This is a genomic window from Pseudomonas mosselii, assembly GCF_003205295.1.
GTDB classification, from domain to species: Bacteria; Pseudomonadota; Gammaproteobacteria; order Pseudomonadales; family Pseudomonadaceae; genus Aquipseudomonas; species Aquipseudomonas mosselii_B.
In genome coordinates this window covers 102,166-119,806 of the sequence record NZ_QJRP01000007.1, presented here as the reverse complement: position 1 = coordinate 119,806, position 17,641 = coordinate 102,166, and the positions used below count along the sequence as shown (strand labels likewise).

The 17,641-nt window shown below is 64.6% G+C and carries 17 protein-coding genes; 10 read left to right on the top strand and 7 right to left on the bottom strand.

Annotated elements, in window-relative coordinates; translation table 11 throughout:
* Positions 1-107: 107 nt before the first annotated feature.
* The 3 genes from DMX06_RS09545 to DMX06_RS09535 all read right to left on the bottom strand — a co-directional run bounded on the left by DMX06_RS09545 (position 108) and on the right by DMX06_RS09535 (position 3,188).
* Positions 108-1,772, bottom strand: a complete 1,665-nt coding sequence (locus DMX06_RS09545) for a cation acetate symporter (protein ID WP_050704587.1) — start codon at positions 1,770-1,772, stop codon at positions 108-110.
* Positions 1,769-2,080 (bottom strand): DUF485 domain-containing protein, encoded by a 312-nt coding sequence (locus tag DMX06_RS09540; RefSeq protein WP_110736475.1) that lies wholly within the window; start codon positions 2,078-2,080, stop codon positions 1,769-1,771. The genes DMX06_RS09545 and DMX06_RS09540 overlap by 4 nt, the downstream gene beginning before the upstream one ends.
* 247 nt (positions 2,081-2,327) lie before the next feature.
* Entirely contained in the window at positions 2,328-3,188 is an 861-nt protein-coding gene (locus tag DMX06_RS09535; RefSeq protein WP_110736473.1) for a glycine betaine ABC transporter substrate-binding protein, read from the bottom strand.
* A gap of 217 nt (positions 3,189-3,405) precedes the next feature.
* Here DMX06_RS09535 and DMX06_RS09530 point away from each other — a divergent pair, with 217 nt between their 5' ends.
* The gene (locus DMX06_RS09530; protein WP_110736471.1) at positions 3,406-4,959 is read left to right on the top strand and encodes a glycoside hydrolase family 17 protein; all 1,554 of its coding nucleotides are present in this window, start codon (positions 3,406-3,408) and stop codon (positions 4,957-4,959) included.
* A 91-nt stretch (positions 4,960-5,050) separates the two neighbouring features.
* Here DMX06_RS09530 and DMX06_RS09525 read toward each other — a convergent pair whose 3' ends face one another.
* Positions 5,051-5,419: a hypothetical protein gene (locus DMX06_RS09525; RefSeq protein ID WP_110736469.1), complete on the bottom strand. Its 369-nt coding sequence runs from the start codon at positions 5,417-5,419 to the stop codon at positions 5,051-5,053.
* A gap of 212 nt (positions 5,420-5,631) precedes the next feature.
* On the opposite strand from DMX06_RS09525, the gene DMX06_RS09520 reads away from it, so the two are divergent.
* Positions 5,632-6,930: a serine/threonine protein kinase gene (locus tag DMX06_RS09520; protein WP_110736467.1), complete on the top strand. Its 1,299-nt coding sequence runs from the start codon at positions 5,632-5,634 to the stop codon at positions 6,928-6,930.
* Positions 6,923-7,738, top strand: coding sequence for an MlaA family lipoprotein (locus DMX06_RS09515; protein ID WP_110736466.1), 816 nt, complete (start codon positions 6,923-6,925; stop codon positions 7,736-7,738). Before DMX06_RS09520 ends, DMX06_RS09515 begins: the two co-directional genes overlap by 8 nt.
* 140 nt (positions 7,739-7,878) lie before the next feature.
* On the opposite strand, the gene DMX06_RS09510 is transcribed toward DMX06_RS09515, so the two are convergent.
* Complete coding sequence (locus DMX06_RS09510) at positions 7,879-9,027, bottom strand: patatin-like phospholipase family protein (protein WP_110736464.1); 1,149 nt, start codon at positions 9,025-9,027, stop codon at positions 7,879-7,881.
* Between the two features lie 86 nt (positions 9,028-9,113).
* Positions 9,114-10,049: a lipid A biosynthesis lauroyl acyltransferase gene (locus DMX06_RS09505; protein ID WP_110736463.1), complete on the bottom strand. Its 936-nt coding sequence runs from the start codon at positions 10,047-10,049 to the stop codon at positions 9,114-9,116.
* A gap of 100 nt (positions 10,050-10,149) precedes the next feature.
* Here DMX06_RS09505 and minC point away from each other — a divergent pair, with 100 nt between their 5' ends.
* From minC to DMX06_RS09475, 7 genes are all read left to right on the top strand, one after another.
* Positions 10,150-10,911, top strand: coding sequence for a septum site-determining protein MinC (gene minC / locus DMX06_RS09500; RefSeq protein ID WP_110736462.1), 762 nt, complete (start codon positions 10,150-10,152; stop codon positions 10,909-10,911).
* Between the two features lie 96 nt (positions 10,912-11,007).
* Entirely contained in the window at positions 11,008-11,820 is an 813-nt protein-coding gene (gene minD / locus DMX06_RS09495; RefSeq protein WP_110736460.1) for a septum site-determining protein MinD, read from the top strand.
* Between the two features lie 3 nt (positions 11,821-11,823).
* Positions 11,824-12,078 (top strand): cell division topological specificity factor MinE, encoded by a 255-nt coding sequence (gene minE, locus DMX06_RS09490; protein ID WP_023631120.1) that lies wholly within the window; start codon positions 11,824-11,826, stop codon positions 12,076-12,078.
* 150 nt (positions 12,079-12,228) lie between these two features.
* The gene (locus DMX06_RS09485) at positions 12,229-12,864 is read left to right on the top strand and encodes an RluA family pseudouridine synthase (RefSeq protein WP_084941741.1); all 636 of its coding nucleotides are present in this window, start codon (positions 12,229-12,231) and stop codon (positions 12,862-12,864) included.
* A gap of 90 nt (positions 12,865-12,954) precedes the next feature.
* A complete protein-coding gene (locus DMX06_RS09480; RefSeq protein WP_110736458.1) occupies positions 12,955-14,244 on the top strand; it encodes a M18 family aminopeptidase in 1,290 nt (429 codons plus the stop codon).
* A gap of 136 nt (positions 14,245-14,380) precedes the next feature.
* Entirely contained in the window at positions 14,381-14,551 is a 171-nt protein-coding gene (locus DMX06_RS26285) for a hypothetical protein (protein ID WP_167388396.1), read from the top strand.
* Between the two features lie 44 nt (positions 14,552-14,595).
* Positions 14,596-16,749: a mechanosensitive ion channel family protein gene (locus tag DMX06_RS09475; protein WP_110736457.1), complete on the top strand. Its 2,154-nt coding sequence runs from the start codon at positions 14,596-14,598 to the stop codon at positions 16,747-16,749.
* Positions 16,750-16,848: 99 nt separating this feature from the next.
* On the opposite strand, the gene DMX06_RS09470 is transcribed toward DMX06_RS09475, so the two are convergent.
* Positions 16,849-17,562 carry a UTRA domain-containing protein gene (locus DMX06_RS09470; RefSeq protein ID WP_110736455.1) on the bottom strand — a complete coding sequence of 238 codons (714 nt, stop codon included), beginning with the start codon at positions 17,560-17,562 and terminating at the stop codon, positions 16,849-16,851.
* Positions 17,563-17,641 lie beyond the last annotated feature (79 nt).

Sequence of the window (17,641 nt, the reverse complement as noted above, 5' to 3'; positions counted from 1 at the left end):
GACCGTTCCCAGAGGACGTGAGAAATTTCCCAGGGACTTGCAGTAATGAACTGTCAGAAGCACCAACGCCCCGGCAAGCCGGGGCGTTGGTACTTTCCTTCAAGCGCTTAGTGAGAGACCGCGCCGCTGGCGCCGAGGCCGGTCTGCGAACGCACGAACTGCGGGAAGAACAGCGCGCGCTCGTTCTCGGCAGCCTTGGACTTGTCGGTGACCGAGAAGAACCAGATGCCGGCGAAGGCGATGATCATCGAGAACAGCGCCGGGTACTCGTACGGGTAGATGGCTTTCTCGTGACCGAGGATCTGCACCCAGATGGTCGGGCCGAGGATCATCAGGCCCACCGCGCTGACCAGGCCCATCCAGCCGCCGATCATGGCGCCGCGGGTGGTCAGTTTCTTCCAGTACATCGAGAGCAGCAGCACCGGGAAGTTGCAGCTGGCGGCGATGGAGAAGGCCAGGCCGACCATGAAGGCGATGTTCTGCTTCTCGAACAGGATGCCCAGGCCGATCGCCAGCACGCCCAGGGCGATGGTGGTGATCTTCGACACACGGATCTCGTCCTTGTCGTTGGCCTTGCCCTTGCGCCAGACGCTGGCATACAGGTCGTGGGACACCGCCGAGGCACCGGCCAGGGTCAGCCCGGCGACCACCGCCAGGATGGTGGCGAAAGCCACCGCCGAGATGAAGCCGAGGAACACGCTGCCGCCCACGGCATCGGCCAGATGCACCGCCGCCATGTTGTTGCCGCCGATCAGGGCGCCGGCGGCGTCCTTGAAGTCGGGGTTGGTGCTGACCAGCAGGATCGCGCCAAAGCCGATGATGAAGGTCAGGATGTAGAAGTAACCGATGAAACCGGTGGCGTACAGCACGCTCTTGCGCGCTTCCTTGGCGTCACTGACGGTGAAGAAGCGCATCAGGATGTGCGGCAGGCCCGCGGTACCGAACATCAGCGCCAGCCCCAGGGAGAACGCCGAGATCGGGTCCTTGACCAGGCCGCCCGGGCTCATGATCGCCTCGCCCTTGGCGTGCACCTTGATCGCCTCGGAGAACAGGGTGTTGAAATCGAAGCCCACGTGCTTCATGACCATCAATGCCATGAAGCTGGCACCGGACAACAGCAGCACCGCCTTGATGATCTGCACCCAGGTGGTGGCCAGCATGCCGCCGAACAGCACGTACAGGCACATCAGGATACCCACCAGGATCACCGCCACATGGTAGTCCAGGCCGAACAGCAGCTCGATGAGCTTGCCGGCACCGACCATCTGCGCGATCAGGTAGAACGCCACCACCACCAGCGAGCCCGAAGCCGACAGAGTGCGGATTTCCTTCTGCCCGAGGCGATACGAGGCCACGTCGGCAAAGGTGTACTTGCCCAGGTTGCGCAGACGCTCGGCGATCAGGAACAGGATGATCGGCCAGCCGACCAGGAAGCCGATGGAGTAGATCAGGCCGTCGTAGCCCGAGGTGAACACCAGCGCGGAAATGCCCAGGAACGAGGCCGCCGACATGTAGTCACCGGCGATCGCCAGGCCGTTCTGGAAGCCGGTGATCTTGCCACCAGCGGCGTAGTAGTCGGCCGCCGACTTGTTGCGTTTGGAGGCCCAGTAGGTAATGCCCAGGGTGAAGGCGACGAAGGCCACGAACATGGCGATCGCCGAAACGTTCAGCGGCTGCTTCTGCACCTCGCCGGTCAGGGCATCGGCGGCCCACACGGCGGGTGCGAAGGCACCGCAGGCCAGGACGGCCAGGGTTTTGGCGTGACGGATCATTGCTTGGCCTCCTCGAGAATGGCCTTGTTCAGTTCATCGAACTCGCCGTTGGCGCGACGCACGTAGAGGGCGGTGAGCACGAAGGCCGAGAGGATCAGGCCGACGCCCAGGGGAATGCCCCAGGTGATTGACGACTCGGGGCTGAGCTTGGCCCCCAGCACGTGCGGGCCATAGGCGATGAGGAGGATGAAGGCGCAGTAGAGGCCGAGCATGATCGCCGAGAGAATCCAGGCGAAGCGCTCGCGCTTGGTGACCAGTTCCTTGAAGCGCGGACTGTTCTGTATCGATTGGTAAATGCTGTCGTTCATTGTTTTTGTCCTAGCAGCACAGAGTAGGGATAACCCGACTCCAACTTTATGCTGCCGCTGGACGCCAACCAGACGACCTTAGTCTTAGATGCAACGGTGTTTTACAGATTTCGCAACAACCAAAACCCGAGTAGGGGCATTCGCGGGTAAACCCGCTCCCACAGGTAAGCCACAATGTTCAAGTTTGTGGTGATCCTGTGGGAGCGGGTTTACCCGCGAAATGGTCGCACTGGCCTCTACGGCGAGGTTACTTGCCGGTCCACTCCTTGACCCGCTCCGGATGCTTGGCCACCCAGTCCTTGGCAGCGGCCTCGGGCTTGGCGCCTTCCTGGATCGCCAGCATCACCTCGCCGATCTCATCCTTGGACTGCCACTGGAACTTCTTGAGGAATTCGGCCACTTCCGGGGCCTTGGTCGCCAGTTCCTTGCTGCCGATGCTGTTGACGGTCTCGGCGGCGCCGTACACGCCTTTCGGATCCTCGAGGAACTTGAGCTTCCATTTGGCGAACATCCAGTGCGGTACCCAGCCGGTCACGGCAATGGACTCGTTCTTCTTGTAGGAGCGGCCCAGCTCGGCGGTCATCGCCGCGCCGGAGCTGGCAGTCAGCTTGTAGCCGGTCAGGTCGTAGTCCTTGATGGCCTGCTCGGTCTTGAGCATGACCCCGGAGCCGGCATCGATGCCGACGATCTTGTTCTTGAAGCTGGCATCCGTCTTGAGGTCGGCGATGCTGTTGGCCTTGACGTACTCGGGGACGATCAGGCCAATCTTGGCATCCTTGAAGTTGGGGCCGTAGTCGACCACGTTGTCCTTGTTCTTGGCCCAGTACTCACCGTGGGTAACCGGCAGCCAGGCCGAGAGCATGGCGTCGAGCTTGCCGGTGGCCACGCCCTGCCACATGATCCCGGTGGCCACCGCCTGCAGCTTCACGTCGTAGCCGAGTTTCTGCTTGATCACCTCGGCGGCCACGTTGGTGGTGGCCACGCTGTCAGACCAGCCGTCCACGTAACCGATGCTCACTTCCTTGGCCATGGCCTGCGCAGTGCTCATGGTCAATACCAGGGCGGCGCCCACACTCAGGAAACGTCGTACTCTTGTAAAAGTCGCCATCAAAGCATCCCCTCGTCAGGTCTTGGAGATAGCATCATCGACCTGCCCTCCTGTGTGACCTGCTCTGTCAGCGACCTCCAGCGAACGATCAGCGACAGCACTGTGCCATTAGCGCCATCGGGCCGCGACGGTCTGCGCGATCCTTGCATGCCAAAGGCTTGGCGCCGGTCATTTGCGGCTATCATCTAGCCCTTTGTGCTTGACGACGGACCGCCCGATGCCCAGTAACACCCGATTGCTCCTGCCTGCGTATCTGCTCGCCTGCCTGCTCGCCCTGACCGGACTGTGGGCGCTCTGGTACGGCCTCGGCAAGCCGGTGCACCTGCCCGATGCGGCGAGCCCGACGCACAAGTTGCAGTGCGCGTCCTACACTCCGTTCGACAAGGATCAGTCGCCGTTCGACCAGCCGTTTCGCCTGCGTCCGGCGCGCATGGACGCCGACCTGGCGTTGCTGAGCGAGCGATTCCAGTGCATCCGCACCTATTCGATGACGGGCCTTGAGGCGATCCCGGCGCTGGCCCGCAAGCATGGCTTGAAGGTGATGCTCGGCGCCTGGGTCAACGCAAGCGCGGTGGACACCGACAAGGAAGTCGAACTGCTGATCGCCGCGGCCAACGCCAACCCCGATGTGGTCATCGCGGTGATCGTCGGCAACGAGGCGCTGCTGCGCAAAGAAGTCACCGGCGAGCGCCTGGCCGGGCTGATCGGAAAAGTGAAAAGCCAGGTGAAGGTACCGGTGACCTACGCCGATGTCTGGGAGTTCTGGCTGCAACATCCGCAGATCGCACCGGCGGTGGACTTCCTCACCATCCACCTGTTGCCGTACTGGGAAGACGACCCGCGTGGCATCGATGCGGCGCTGGCCCATGTGGCCGAGGTGCGCCAGGTATTCGGCAACCGCTTCGCGCCCAAGGACATCCTGATCGGCGAAACCGGCTGGCCCAGTGAAGGACGCCAGCGCGAAACCGCAGAGCCGAGCCGGGTCAACGAGGCGCGTTTCATCCGCGGCTTCGTCGCCCTGGCCGAGGCCAACGGCTGGCGCTACAACCTGATCGAGGCATTCGACCAGCCCTGGAAACGTGCCAGCGAAGGCGCCGTGGGCGGCTACTGGGGGCTGTACGATGCCGACCGCCAGGACAAGGGCGTGCTTGAAGGGCCGGTGAGCAACCTGGCGTGGTGGCCACAGTGGTTATTGGCCAGTGTGTTGCTGATGCTGGCGACACTGGCCCTGGCCGGACGCCCGGCAAGCCGCCGTGCCGCCCTGCTGCTGCCGTTGCTGGCGGCCCTGGGCGCCGGCAGCCTCGGACTGTGGGGAGAACTGATGCGCACCAATGCCCGCTTTGCCGGGGAATGGCTGTGGGCGGTGGCCCTGGCTGGCTTGAACCTGTTGGTACTGGCCCATGGCGCGCTGGGCCTGGCTCGCAGAGATGGCTGGCGCCAGCGGCTGTTCGCCTGGCTCGAGGCGCACGCGGGTACATGGTTGCTGGCGGCCGGATTCGCCGCGGCGGTGAGCATGCTGGCGATGGTCTTCGACCCGCGTTACCGCAGCTTCCCCAGCGCGGCGCTGCTGCTGCCGGCAGTGGTCTATCTGCTGCGGCCGGTGCCGGCGCGGCGGGCGGAGGTGGCGTTGCTGGCCTTTATCGTGGGCGCTGGAGTGGCGCCGCAGTTGTTCCAGGAAGGGTTGGCGAATCGACAGGCCTGGGGTTGGGCGGTGGTCAGCGTGTTGATGACCACCGCCTTGTGGCGCAGCCTGCGTTTGCGCAAGGCCTGAATAATGCGTTGCTTTCTTCGCGGGTAAACCCGCTCCCACAGAGGGTACTCCGCTACCCTGTGGGAGCGGGTTTACCCGCGAATAGGCCCTGTCAGGCAACCAGTGATCGGCGCACCAGCCGCAACCCCGCCAGCACCACCGCAAACACCGCGATGCTGGCGGTATACAGCACCAATGCCGGAATCCCGAACACCAGCCCCAGTGCCGCCAGCCACCAGCCGCCTCGGCCAGGCACCAGTTGGCAGAGCAACGCCAACCCCAATGCCCCCCAGGCTATGACCTGGAAATGTATCCCCAGGCCCAGCAGCGAACGTGCCTGGCATTGCCAGATTTCCCCCGGCACGCTGCACAGCCCGACCCACCGGGCATCCTCCATCAGCCCATAACGCACGCCATAGCTGGCCGCCAGCCACAGGGGCAGGAACAGCAACAGGGCAACGACCGGCCACCAACGCGTCATGCGGATCTCCAATAGCGGTAATCGAAACGCCGCATGATCGCCCAGGAGCCGCGACAAGGCAAAATCATGGCCCTGCAGCTATGTTGCACAAGACAAACGTTGTCCGGCGCGGCAACATCTGGTGCGACGAACGACAGGGCGACGGGCAACTTTGTCCGACTTGCCGTGGTCCTAGTGTCCTGCACGACCTTGCGCTTTCCCTGGGGGACTACATGCTTCGATCTTTGCGCCTCGCCGCCCTGTTGGGTGGCCTGCTCATGGCTGCGGCCGCTTCGGCGCGGGATATTGACGCGGCGAGCTACGGCTATCCGTTGACCAACCCGTTCGAGGCGACCATCGCCACCACGCCGCCGGAACAGCGCCCGACGCTGCCCAGCGACGACGACATCGACCAGGCCGACTACAGCCTCACCCTGCGCCCCGAGCGCGAGTTCACCCTGCCCGACAACTTCTGGTCGGTGAAGAAGCTGCGCTACCGCCTGGCCAAACAGGACCACGAAGCGCCGTTGATCTTCCTGATCGCCGGCACTGGCGCGCCCTACTCCAGCAGCATCAACGAGTACCTGAAGAAGCTGTTCTACCAGGCCGGCTACCACGTGGTGCAGCTGTCGTCGCCGACCAGCTGGGATTTCATGAGCGCCGCCTCGCGCTTCGCCACCCCCGGCGTGTCAAGCGAGGACGCCAAGGACCTGTACCGGGTCATGCAGGCGGTGCGCGCCCAGCAGGCACGCCTGCCGGTCAGCGAGTACTACCTCACCGGCTACAGCTTGGGAGCGCTGGACGCGGCATTCGTCAGCAAGCTCGACGAAACCCGCCAGAGCTTCAACTTCAAGCGTGTGTTGCTGCTCAACCCGCCGGTCAACCTGTACACCTCGATCACCAACCTGGACAAGCTGGTGCAGACCCGGGTCAAGGGCATCGACCGCAGCACCACCTTCTATGAGCTGATGCTGGAAAAGCTCACCCGCTACTTCCAGGACAAGGGCTACATCGATCTCAACGAAGCGCTGCTGTATGACTTCCAGAAGTCGCGCCAGCACCTGTCCAACGAACAGATGGCCATGCTCATCGGTACTTCGTTCCGCTTCTCGGCCGCCGACATCGCCTTCACTTCCGACCTGATCAACCGTCGCGGCCTGATCATTCCGCCGAAATTCCCGATCACCGAGGGCAGCAGCCTGGAACCCTTCTTCAAACGGGCCCTGCAATGCGACTTCGACTGCTACCTGACCGAGCAGGTGATTCCCATGTGGCGAGCGCGCACCGACGGCAACAGCCTGCTGCAACTGGTCGACCAGGTGAGCCTGTACGCGCTGGAGGACTACCTGCGCAGCAGCCCCAAGATCGCCGTGATGCACAACGCCGACGATGTGATCCTCGGCCCCGGCGACATCGGTTTCCTGCGCCGGGTGTTCGGCGAACGCCTGACCCTCTACCCCCATGGCGGCCATTGCGGCAACCTCAACTACCGCGTCAACAGCGACGCCATGCTGGAGTTCTTCCGTGGTTAATCGACTGCTGCTCGTCACCGCCCTGCTCGCCAGCGGCTGCGCCCTGGCCGAGGAAGTCGCGCCGCGTGCCAGCGTGGTCGAGGCCGACAAGACCGAAACCCTCACCGTGGAGGCCGACGGTTTCGTCGATCCGCTGCGCGAGCTCAAGTTCAATCCAGGCCTGGACCAGCGCGAGTTCGAACGCTCGACCCTGGCCGCGCTGAACATCTACGACCCGCTGGAATCGCTGAACCGGCGCATCTACCACTTCAACTACCGCTTCGACCAGTGGGTGTTCCTGCCGGTGGTCGATGGCTACCGCTACGTCACCCCCGGTTTCGTGCGCACCGGGGTGAGCAACTTCTTCAACAACCTGGGCGACGTGCCCAACCTGTTCAACAGCGTGCTGCAGCTCAAGCCCAAGCGCTCGGCACAAATTACCGCGCGGCTGATGTTCAACACCATCATCGGTGTCGGCGGCCTGTGGGATCCGGCGACCGAGATGGGCCTGCCCCGACAGAGCGAGGACTTCGGCCAGACCTTGGGCTTCTACGGGGTGCCGGACGGGCCGTACCTGATGCTACCGATCCTCGGGCCGTCGAACCTGCGCGACACCACCGGGCTGGTGGTCGACTATGTGGGGGAGAAGGAAATCAACTACCTGAACGTACCCGACACTGCCAGCGACCACCCGGAGCTCACCGTGCTGCAGGCGGTGGACAAGCGCTACACCACCAACTTCCGCTACGGGCAGACCAACTCGCCGTTCGAGTACGAGAAGTTGCGGTATGTATATACCCAGGCGCGCAAGCTGCAGATCGCCGAATAAGCGCTGTGGGAGCGGCCTTGCCGAGGCGTCGGACCGGTCGGAAAGGGCCGCAAAGCGGCCCCGGCAATCTTGAACTGGGCACACATCCTGGGGCTGCTTCGCAGCCCTATCGCGACGCAAGGCCGCTCCCACAGGAGTGATCAACCGGGCAATCCCAGGAACTGGCACAGCTCCCGCTTCTTGGCCAACGCATCCTTGCGCCCCAGCTCGATCAGCTCGCTGCAATAGCTCGCTTCGAACAGCAGGTAGCTCAGCACCCCCGCGCCGCTGGTCTTGGTAGCGCCAGGCCCACGCAGGAACAGCCTCAGCGCCGCCGGCAACTCGCGCCGATGACGGGCAGCGATTTCGTCCAGCGGCTGGCTGGGCGCTACCACCAGCACCTCAATTGGCGCCAGCCCCAGGCGCCGGGCGTCCAGGTGCGCCGGCATCAGGTGGCTGAGGTGATTGAGCCGTTGCAGCAGCTCGATGTCGTCCTCGAGGCTGTCGATGAAGGTGCTGTTGAGCATGTGCCCGCCGATCTGCGCCAGGCTTGGCTGCTGACCGCTGAACACGCGCTGGGTCGGCAAGGGCGGCGCCGGCCGCTGGGGGTTGCCACTGACGCCTACCACCAGCACGCGGCTAGCGCCCAGGTGCAGCGCCGGGCTGATCGGTGCCGACTGGCGCACCGCGCCGTCGCCGAAGAATTCATCGCCCAGGCGTACTGGCGCGAACAGCAGCGGGATCGCCGAACTGGCCAACAGGTGGTCGATGGTCAGCGGCGTGGGCATGCCGATGCGCCGGTGGCGCAACCAGGGTTCGATGGTGTTGCGGCCCTGGTAGAAGGTCACCGCCTGGCCGGACTCGTAGCCGAAGGCGGTCACCGCGATGGCGCGCAGTTGGTTGGCCGCCAGGGAGTGGGCGATACCGTCCAGGTCCAGGTGTTCATGCAGCAGGCGGCGCAGCGGGCGGCTGTCGAGCAGCGCCACCGGCACCTGGCCGCCGAGCCCCAGCAGGCTGTGACCGACGAAACGGCTGGCCTGGCGGATCACCCCGGGCCAGTCGCTGCGCAGTACCAGGTGGCTGCGAAAGTTCTGCCAGAAGGCGGTCAGGTGCTGCACCGATTCGGCGAAGCGGGTGGCCCCACTGGCCAGCTTGACGGCATTGATGGCGCCGGCTGAGGTGCCGACGATCACCGGGAAGGGATTGGCGGCGCCAGGGGGCAGCAGCTCGGCGATGCCGGCCAGCACGCCGACCTGGTAGGCGGCGCGGGCGCCGCCGCCCGAGAGGATCAGGCCGGTGGTTGAGGTCATGCATCCTTCCTGGAGTCAGTGATTGCCAGTACCGGCCCTATCGCGGGGCAAGCCCGCTCCCACGCAGCATAGGCAAAGAGCCAGCGCTAGCGCGCTTTCTTGTCATACAGCCGTGGCTCGCCCTCGGGCCGCGACTTGAAGCGCCGGTGCGCCCACAGGTACTGCTCGGGGCACTCGCGCAGCACGCCCTCGACCCACTGGTTGATGCGCAGGCAATCGGCCTCCTCGGTTTCGCCGGGGAAGTCCTCGAGTGGCGGGTGCACCACCAGACGGTAGCCGCTGCCGTCCTCCAGGCGCCGCTGGGTGAACGGAATCACCCGGGCCTTGCCCAGCCGGGCGAACTTGGTGGTGGCGGTGACGGTGGCCGCCGGGATGCCGAACAATGGCACAAAGATACTCTGTTTGATGCCGTAGTCCTGGTCCGGTGCGTACCAGATCGCCCGGCCCTTGCGCAGCAGCTTGAGCATGCCGCGCACGTCGTCGCGCTCCACGGCCAGCGAATCGAGGTTGTGACGCTCGCGGCCGCGGCGCTGGATGAAGTCGAACACCGGGTTGCCGTGCTCGCGGTACATGCCGTCGATGGTGTGGGCCTGGCCCAGCAGCGCGGCGCCGATCTCCAGGGTGGTGAAATGCACGGCCATGAGAATGGCGCCCTCGCCTTCGCGCTGGGCGGCCTGCAGATGCTCGATGCCCTCGATGTGGGCCAGGCGTGCAAGTCGGGCTTTTGGCCACCACCAGCTCATGGCCATCTCGAAGAAGGCGATACCGGTGGAGGCGAAGTTTTCCTTGAGCAGGCGCTGCCGTTCGTCGCCGGACAGGTCGGGGAAACACAGTTCAAGGTTGCGCGCAGCGATGCGCCGGCGCTCACCGGCCACCCGGTACATCACCGCGCCCAGGGTCCGGCCCAGGCCCAGCAGGGCGCGGTACGGCAGCTGGGCGACCAGCCACAGCAGGCCCAGCCCCAGCCACAGGCCCCAGAATCGCGGGTGGAGGAAAGAGGATCGAAAACGCGGGCGTTCCATTGAAGCTTCCGGCAAGACATGAGCCCGGCATTCTACATCGGTTGCGGGCAATCGGTCTTATCGCTATAAGTCAGGGCACTTTTTTCGCAACAAGCCGTCTATGCAGACCATGAGCCCCAACCAGACACCCGACAACGCCCCCGTGTTCCAGCTCAAGGGCAGCATGCTTGCCATCACCGTGCTGGAACTGGCGCGCAACGACCTCGAATCCCTCGACCGCCAGCTGGCGGCGAAGGTGGCGCAGGCGCCGAATTTCTTCAGCAACACCCCGCTGGTGCTGGCCCTGGACAAGCTGCCCCATGACTCAGGCGCCATCGACCTGCCCGGGCTGATGCGCATCTGCCGTCACCATGGCCTGCGCACCCTGGCGATCCGCGCCAGCCGCATCGAGGACATCGCCGCGGCGATCGCCATCGACCTGCCGGTGCTGCCGCCGTCCGGCGCCCGCGAACGCCCGCTCGAGCCTGAACCGGAAGTGAAGAAGCCGGAACCTGCGCCCGTTCCACCGCCTGCACCCGCAGAGCCGGAAGTACGCGCGACGCGCATCATCACCTCGACCGTACGCGGTGGCCAGCAGATCTATGCCCAGGGCGGCGACCTGGTGGTGACAGGCTCCGTCAGCCCAGGCGCGGAACTTCTCGCCGATGGCAACATCCATGTGTACGGCGCCATGCGTGGCCGAGCCCTGGCCGGTATCAAGGGCAATACCAAGGCGCGCATCTTCTGCCTGCAGATGACCGCGGAAATGGTCTCCATCGCCGGCCAGTACAAAGTGTGCGAAGACCTGCGCCGCGACCCGCTGTGGGGCTCGGGCGTACAGGTCAGCCTGTCCGGTGAAGTGTTGAACATCACCCGTCTTTAACGGATACTTGCCGGCATTTTTAGCGCAACTTTTTTCCAGTTGCCGTTTTTTGTATTTGCAGGGACGCCTGTCCCGATTATTTAGGGGTGAAACACCTTGGCCAAGATTCTCGTGGTTACTTCCGGCAAGGGGGGTGTGGGCAAGACCACCACCAGCGCCGCTATCGGTACCGGCCTCGCGCTGCGCGGGCACAAGACTGTCATCGTCGACTTCGACGTCGGCCTGCGTAACCTCGACCTGATCATGGGCTGCGAACGCCGCGTGGTGTACGACTTCGTCAACGTGGTCAACGGCGAAGCCAACCTGCAACAGGCCCTGATCAAGGACAAGCGCCTGGAAAACCTGTTCGTGCTGGCCGCCAGCCAGACCCGCGACAAGGACGCGCTGACCAAGGAAGGCGTCGAGAAGGTCCTGATGGAGCTCAAGGAGCAGTTCGACTTCGTGGTCTGCGACTCGCCTGCCGGTATCGAAAAAGGTGCTCACCTGGCGATGTACTTCGCCGACGAAGCCATTGTCGTGACCAACCCGGAAGTCTCTTCGGTACGTGACTCCGACCGCATGATCGGCCTGCTGTCCAGCAAGTCGCGTCGCGCAGAGCAGGGCGAAGACCCGATCAAGGAACACCTGCTGATCACCCGCTACCATCCGGAGCGCGTCGAAAAAGGCGAAATGCTTGGCGTCGAGGACGTCAAGGAAATCCTCTCGGTCGAACTGCTGGGTGTGATTCCCGAATCCCAAGCGGTGCTCAAGGCATCCAACCAGGGTATCCCGGTCATCCTCGACGACCAGAGCGATGCTGGCCAGGCCTACAGCGACACCGTCGACCGCCTGCTGGGCAAACCAAAACCACTACGGTTCATCGAAGTGCCGAAGCAAGGCTTCTTCGCGCGCCTGTTTGGAGGCAAATAAACCATGAACCTTTTTGACTTCTTTCGTGGCAGACAGAAACAGAGCAGCGCGTCGGTAGCGAAAGAGCGTCTACAGATCATCGTGGCGCACGAGCGTGGCCAGCGCAGTACCCCGGATTACCTGCCTGCCTTGCAGAAGGAACTGGTCGAGGTGATTCGCAAATACGTCAATATCGGCAACGATGACGTGCAGATCGAGCTGGAAAACCAGGGCAGTTGCTCGATTCTGGAACTGAACATCACCCTGCCTGATCGCTGATTCAAGCACTTCCGACTGATCCTGGGGCTGCCTTGCAGCCCTTTCGCGGCACAAGGCCGCTCCTACACAGGCCCTGCGCGCCCCTGTAGGAGCGGCCTTGTGCCGCGAAAGGGCCGCAAAGCGGCCCCGATTGTCTATAGAGAACCTGCAATGCCGCTGTCGAACATCCAGATCCTTCACGAAGACGCCGCCATCCTGGTGATCAACAAGCCGACCCTGCTGCTGTCGGTGCCGGGCCGCGCCGAGGACAACAAGGACTGCCTGATCACCCGCCTGCAGGAGAACGGCTACCCGGACGCCCTGATCGTCCACCGCCTGGACTGGGAAACCTCGGGGATCATCCTGCTCGCCCGCGACGCCGACAGCCACCGCGAGCTGTCGCGCCAGTTCCACGACCGCGAGACCGAAAAGGCCTACACCGCGCTGTGCTGGGGCCAACCGACCCTGGACAGCGGCAGCATCGACCTGCCGCTGCGCTACGACCCGCCGACCAAGCCGCGTCATGTGGTCGACCATGAACAGGGCAAGCACGCCCTGACCTTCTGGCGCATCGTCGAGCGCTGCGGCGATCACTGCCGGGTCGAGCTGACACCGATCACCGGGCGCTCGCACCAGTTGCGCGTGCACATGCTGTCGATCGGCCACCCGCTGCTGGGCGACCGGTTGTACGCCAACCCCGAGGCGCTGGCGGCCCATGAGCGGCTGTGCCTGCATGCGTCGATGCTGAGCTTCACCCATCCGGTATCTGGCGAACGCCTGAAGTTCGAGTGTCCGGCGCCGTTCTGATTACTCAAGGCCTGTAGTGCCGGCAACAGGGCCGGCACAAATTTTCGAGCATTTACGCTAAACTCGCGCCACTGCTGTCTGGAGTGACTTATGCGCGATGCCCTGAACGCCGGCCTGATCGAATTCCTCAAGGCCTCCCCGACGCCCTTCCATGCCACCGCCAGCCTCGCGCAGCGCCTCGAGGCCGCCGGCTACCAGCGCCTGGACGAGCGCGACAGCTGGGCCACCGTGCCCGGTGGTCGCTACTACGTGACCCGCAACGATTCCTCGATCATCGCCATCAAGCTCGGCAAGCTCTCGCCGCTGCTGGGCGGCATCCGCATGGTCGGCGCCCACACCGACAGCCCGTGCCTGCGGGTCAAGCCGCAGCCCGAGCTGCAACGCCAGGGCTTCCTGCAACTGGGCGTGGAAGTGTACGGCGGCGCCCTGCTCGCCCCCTGGTTCGACCGTGACCTGTCACTGGCCGGGCGGGTCACCTTCCGCCGTGACGGCAAGGTCGAGAGCCAGCTGATCGACTTCAAGCTGCCGATCGCGGTGATCCCGAACCTGGCGATCCACCTCAACCGCACCGCCAACGAAGGCTGGCAGATCAACCCGCAGACCGAGCTGCCACCGATCCTGGCCCAGGTGGCCGGCGACGAGCGCGTTGACTTCCGCGCCCTGCTCACCGAGCAACTGGCCCGCGAGCACGACCTCAACGCCGACGTGGTGCTGGACTACGAGCTCAGCTTCTACGACACCCAGGACGCCGCGCTGATTGGCCTGAACGGCGACTTCATCGCCGCCGCCCGCCTGGACAACCTGCTGTCATGCTATGCCGGCCTGCAGGCCTTGCTGGGTGCCGACAGCGACGAGACCTGCGTGCTGGTGTGCAACGACCACGAGGAAGTCGGCTCCTGCTCGGCCTGCGGCGCCGACGGCCCGATGCTCGAGCAGACCCTGCAGCGCCTGCTGCCAGAAGGTGACGAATACGTGCGCACCATCCAGCGCTCGCTGATGGTCTCGGCCGACAACGCCCACGGCGTGCACCCCAACTACGCCGACAAGCACGACGGCAACCACGGCCCCAAGCTCAACGCCGGCCCCGTGATCAAGGTCAACAACAACCAGCGCTACGCCACCAACAGCGAAACCGCCGGTTTCTTCCGCCACCTGTGCATGGCCGAGGAAGTACCGGTGCAGAGCTTCGTGGTGCGCAGCGACATGGGCTGCGGCTCGACCATCGGCCCGATCACCGCCAGCCACCTGGGTGTGCGCACGGTCGACATCGGCCTGCCGACCTTCGCCATGCACTCGATTCGCGAACTGTGCGGCAGCCATGACCTGGCGCACCTGGTAAAAGTGCTCACCGCCTTCTACCGCAGCCGCGAACTGCCCTGACGGCCAGCCCGCTCCCAAACGGACCTGTGGGAGCGGGCGTGCCCGGCGATTCGGTAGTCACCTGCCCCCGATCAATCCGCCGCGCTTGCAAAGCGCTATGCTTGATACATGGCCCCAAAACAGAAGGATGCTGTCCATGTCATCGCCGTTCCTGTCCCTGTTCGTGCCGGTGTTCCTGTTCCTGATGTTGCTGACCATCGGCTTCAGCCTGCGCGAGCGCAATGTCGGCGTGCTGATGATGTGGATCGGCACCCTCGGCATTTTCGGCCTCACCTGCTGGAAGATCCTCGAGAAACTGCCGTCGTAAACCACTACACTCGGGCAAACGTTTGACCTGAGGTAGAGTTTCCGGTGCCAGCCCTCCTGCGTTGCATCACGCTGCTGTTCCTGCTGTTCGTCACCCCGGTGCACGCCGCCGGCCTGCCGGGCCTGCTCGGTTCCAGCACACCCGCCCAGCCCGAAGCCAGCGAACCACTGGGCAAGTCGCTGGACGAGGTGATCAAGAACCTGGAGAACGACCAGCAACGGGCCAAGCTGCTGGCCGACCTGAAGAAGCTGCGCGACGCCACCAAACAATCTCAACCCACTGTCGAGCAGGGCGTGCTCGGCCTGATCGGCGGTGCCCTGCACGATTTCGAGCAGCAGTTCAGCGGCGATGCCAGCCCGTTCAAGCGCTGGTCGCTGGAAATCGACCAGGCGCAGGACGAGCTGGCCGCGCTGGTGGTGCCGGTGCACCAGTGGCCAGCGATCCTGTTCGGCTTTGCCGGGGTGATCCTGGTCTGGAGCCTGTTGGCCTACACCTTCAACTGGATCGGCCACCGCGTGCGCCTGCGCTTCGGCCTGACCGAGGAACTGCCCCAGCACCCGCGCACCTGGGACCTGGTGCGCTTCGCCCTGCGCAAGCTGGGGCCGTGGCTGGTGGCGCTGGTGTTCACCGTGTACCTGAGCTTCGCCCTGCCCTCCTCGCTGGGCAAGTCGATGGCCATGGTGCTGGCCTATGCGCTGGTGGTCGGCACGCTGTTCTCGGCGATCTGCGTGATCGCCTTCTCGCTGCTCGACGGCCCGCATCGCCACCGCGCCCTGCATATCCTGCGCCACCAGGCATTTCGCCCGTTGTGGCTGATCGGCAGCTTCGCCGCGTTCGGCGAGGCGATGAGCGACCCGCGCCTGACCACCGCGCTGGGCAGCCACCTGGCCCACGCCCTGGCCACCCTGGCCAATGTCGTCGCCGCGCTGTGCACGGGGCTGTTCATCCTGCGCTTTCGCCGGCCGATCGCCCACCTGATCCGCAACCAGCCCCTGTCACGGCGCCTGACCCGGCGCACCCTGAGCGACACCATCGAGCTGCTCGGCAGTTTCTGGTACGTCCCGGCACTGATCCTGGTGGCGATCTCGCTGTTCGCCACCTTCGTCTCCGCCGGCGACACCAGCACCGCCCTGCGTCAGTCGCTGATGTGCACGGTGCTGGTGGTGGTGTGCATGGTGCTCAACGGCCTGGTGCGGCGCCACGCCGCCAAGCCCAGGCGCGCCAACAAGCGCCAGGCGGTCTACACCGAACGCCTGCGCAATTTCGGCTACGTGCTGGTGCACCTGTTCATCTGGCTGGTGTTCATCGAGCTGGGCCTGCGTGTTTGGGGTCGCTCGATGATCAGCTTCGCCGAGGGCGACGGCCATGAAGTCAGCCTGCGCCTGCTGGGCCTGGCCGGTACGCTGATCGTCGCCTGGCTGGTGTGGATCCTCGCCGACACCGCCGTGCACCATGCCCTGGTGCGCTCGCGCCGGGGCATGGCCAACGCCCGGGCGCAGACCATGATGCCGCTGATCCGCAACGTGATGTTCGTGGTGATCTTCATCATCGCGGTGATCGTCGCCCTGGCCAACATGGGCATGAACGTCACCCCATTGCTGGCCGGTGCCGGCGTCATCGGCCTGGCCATCGGTTTCGGTGCCCAGTCGCTGGTGGCCGACCTGATCACCGGATTGTTCATCATCATCGAGGACTCGCTGGCCATCGACGACTACGTGGACGTCGGCGGCCACCTGGGCACGGTCGAAGGCCTGACCATCCGTACCGTGCGCCTACGGGACATCGACGGCATCGTGCACACCATCCCGTTCAGCGAGATCAAGAGCATCAAGAACTACTCGCGCGAATTCGGCTATGCGATCTTCCGCGTGGCCATCCCGCACAGCATGAACATCGACCAGGCCATCACGCTGATCCGCGAAGTGGGCCAGAAGCTGCGCAACGACCCGCTGATGCGCCGCAACATCTGGTCGCCGCTGGAGCTTCAGGGAGTGGAGAGCTTCGAGTCGGGCTCGGCGATCCTGCGGGCGCGGTTCAAGACCGCGCCGATCAAGCAGTGGGAGGTGTCGCGGGCGTTCAACCTGGCGTTGAAAAGGCAGCTGGACGAGGCGGGGCTGGATCTGGCGACGCCACGGTTGTCGGTGCAGGTGGTGACGGCCGGAGGGGGCCAGATGGCGGAAACCGGGTCCTCCAGTTAGGGCCCTTTCGCGGGTAAACCCGCTCCCACAGGATTGCCACACATTCGAAAATTGTGGGGTCCCTGTGGGAGCGGGTTTACCCGCGAAGAATCCAACACCTTATCCCGCCTGGGCACGAATGCGGATAGCATCGTGCCGCCAATATTCCAGGTCACAGTCGATCAGATGCCCATGCTGGTCGCTGTTGACCCGGGTGATATGCAAGCCCGGACTGCCCGCCGAGACCTTCAGCGCCCCCGCCGCAGCCGCCGGCAACGCGGTCGGCAGGATCTCGAAGCACACCTGCCCATAGTGAATGGCGTATTCCCGCGCATAGATCTCGGTCAGCGACCGGGCCAGGTCCAGTTCAAGAATCCCCGGGAAGTAGCGCGGGTTGAGATAGTGCTCGGCATACAGCACCGCCCGCCCGTCGATGCGGCGCAAACGGCAGATCCGCACCACGCTGGACAACGCCGGCAGGCGCAGGCGCGCGCAGATCGCCGCCGAGGCCGGTTGCAGGCGCGCCGACAGCAATTCGGTGCTCGGCATCCGCCCCTGGTCGCGCACCATCGCATGGAAATGGCTGCGCTCGATCAGGTCGTAGGTCAGCCGCTCGGGCGCGACGAACCAGCCACGGCGCTCCTCGCGGTAGATCAGCCCCTGGGCCTCCAGTTGCACCAGCGCCTCGCGCAGGGTGATGCGCGTGGTGTCGAACACTTCGCTGAGCCTGCGCTCGGCCGGCAGCTTGCCGCCGGGGGCCAGCAGGCCGTGTTCGATCTGCTCCTGCAGGGCATGGCAGATGGCTGTTACCGCGCGCGGTGGCGTCGCTTGCATCAATGGTTACCTATCTGGACTAGTCCAGCCCCATAACAGGGCATGTGGCGATGGCTACAAGCCTAGGCAAGGCTGATGA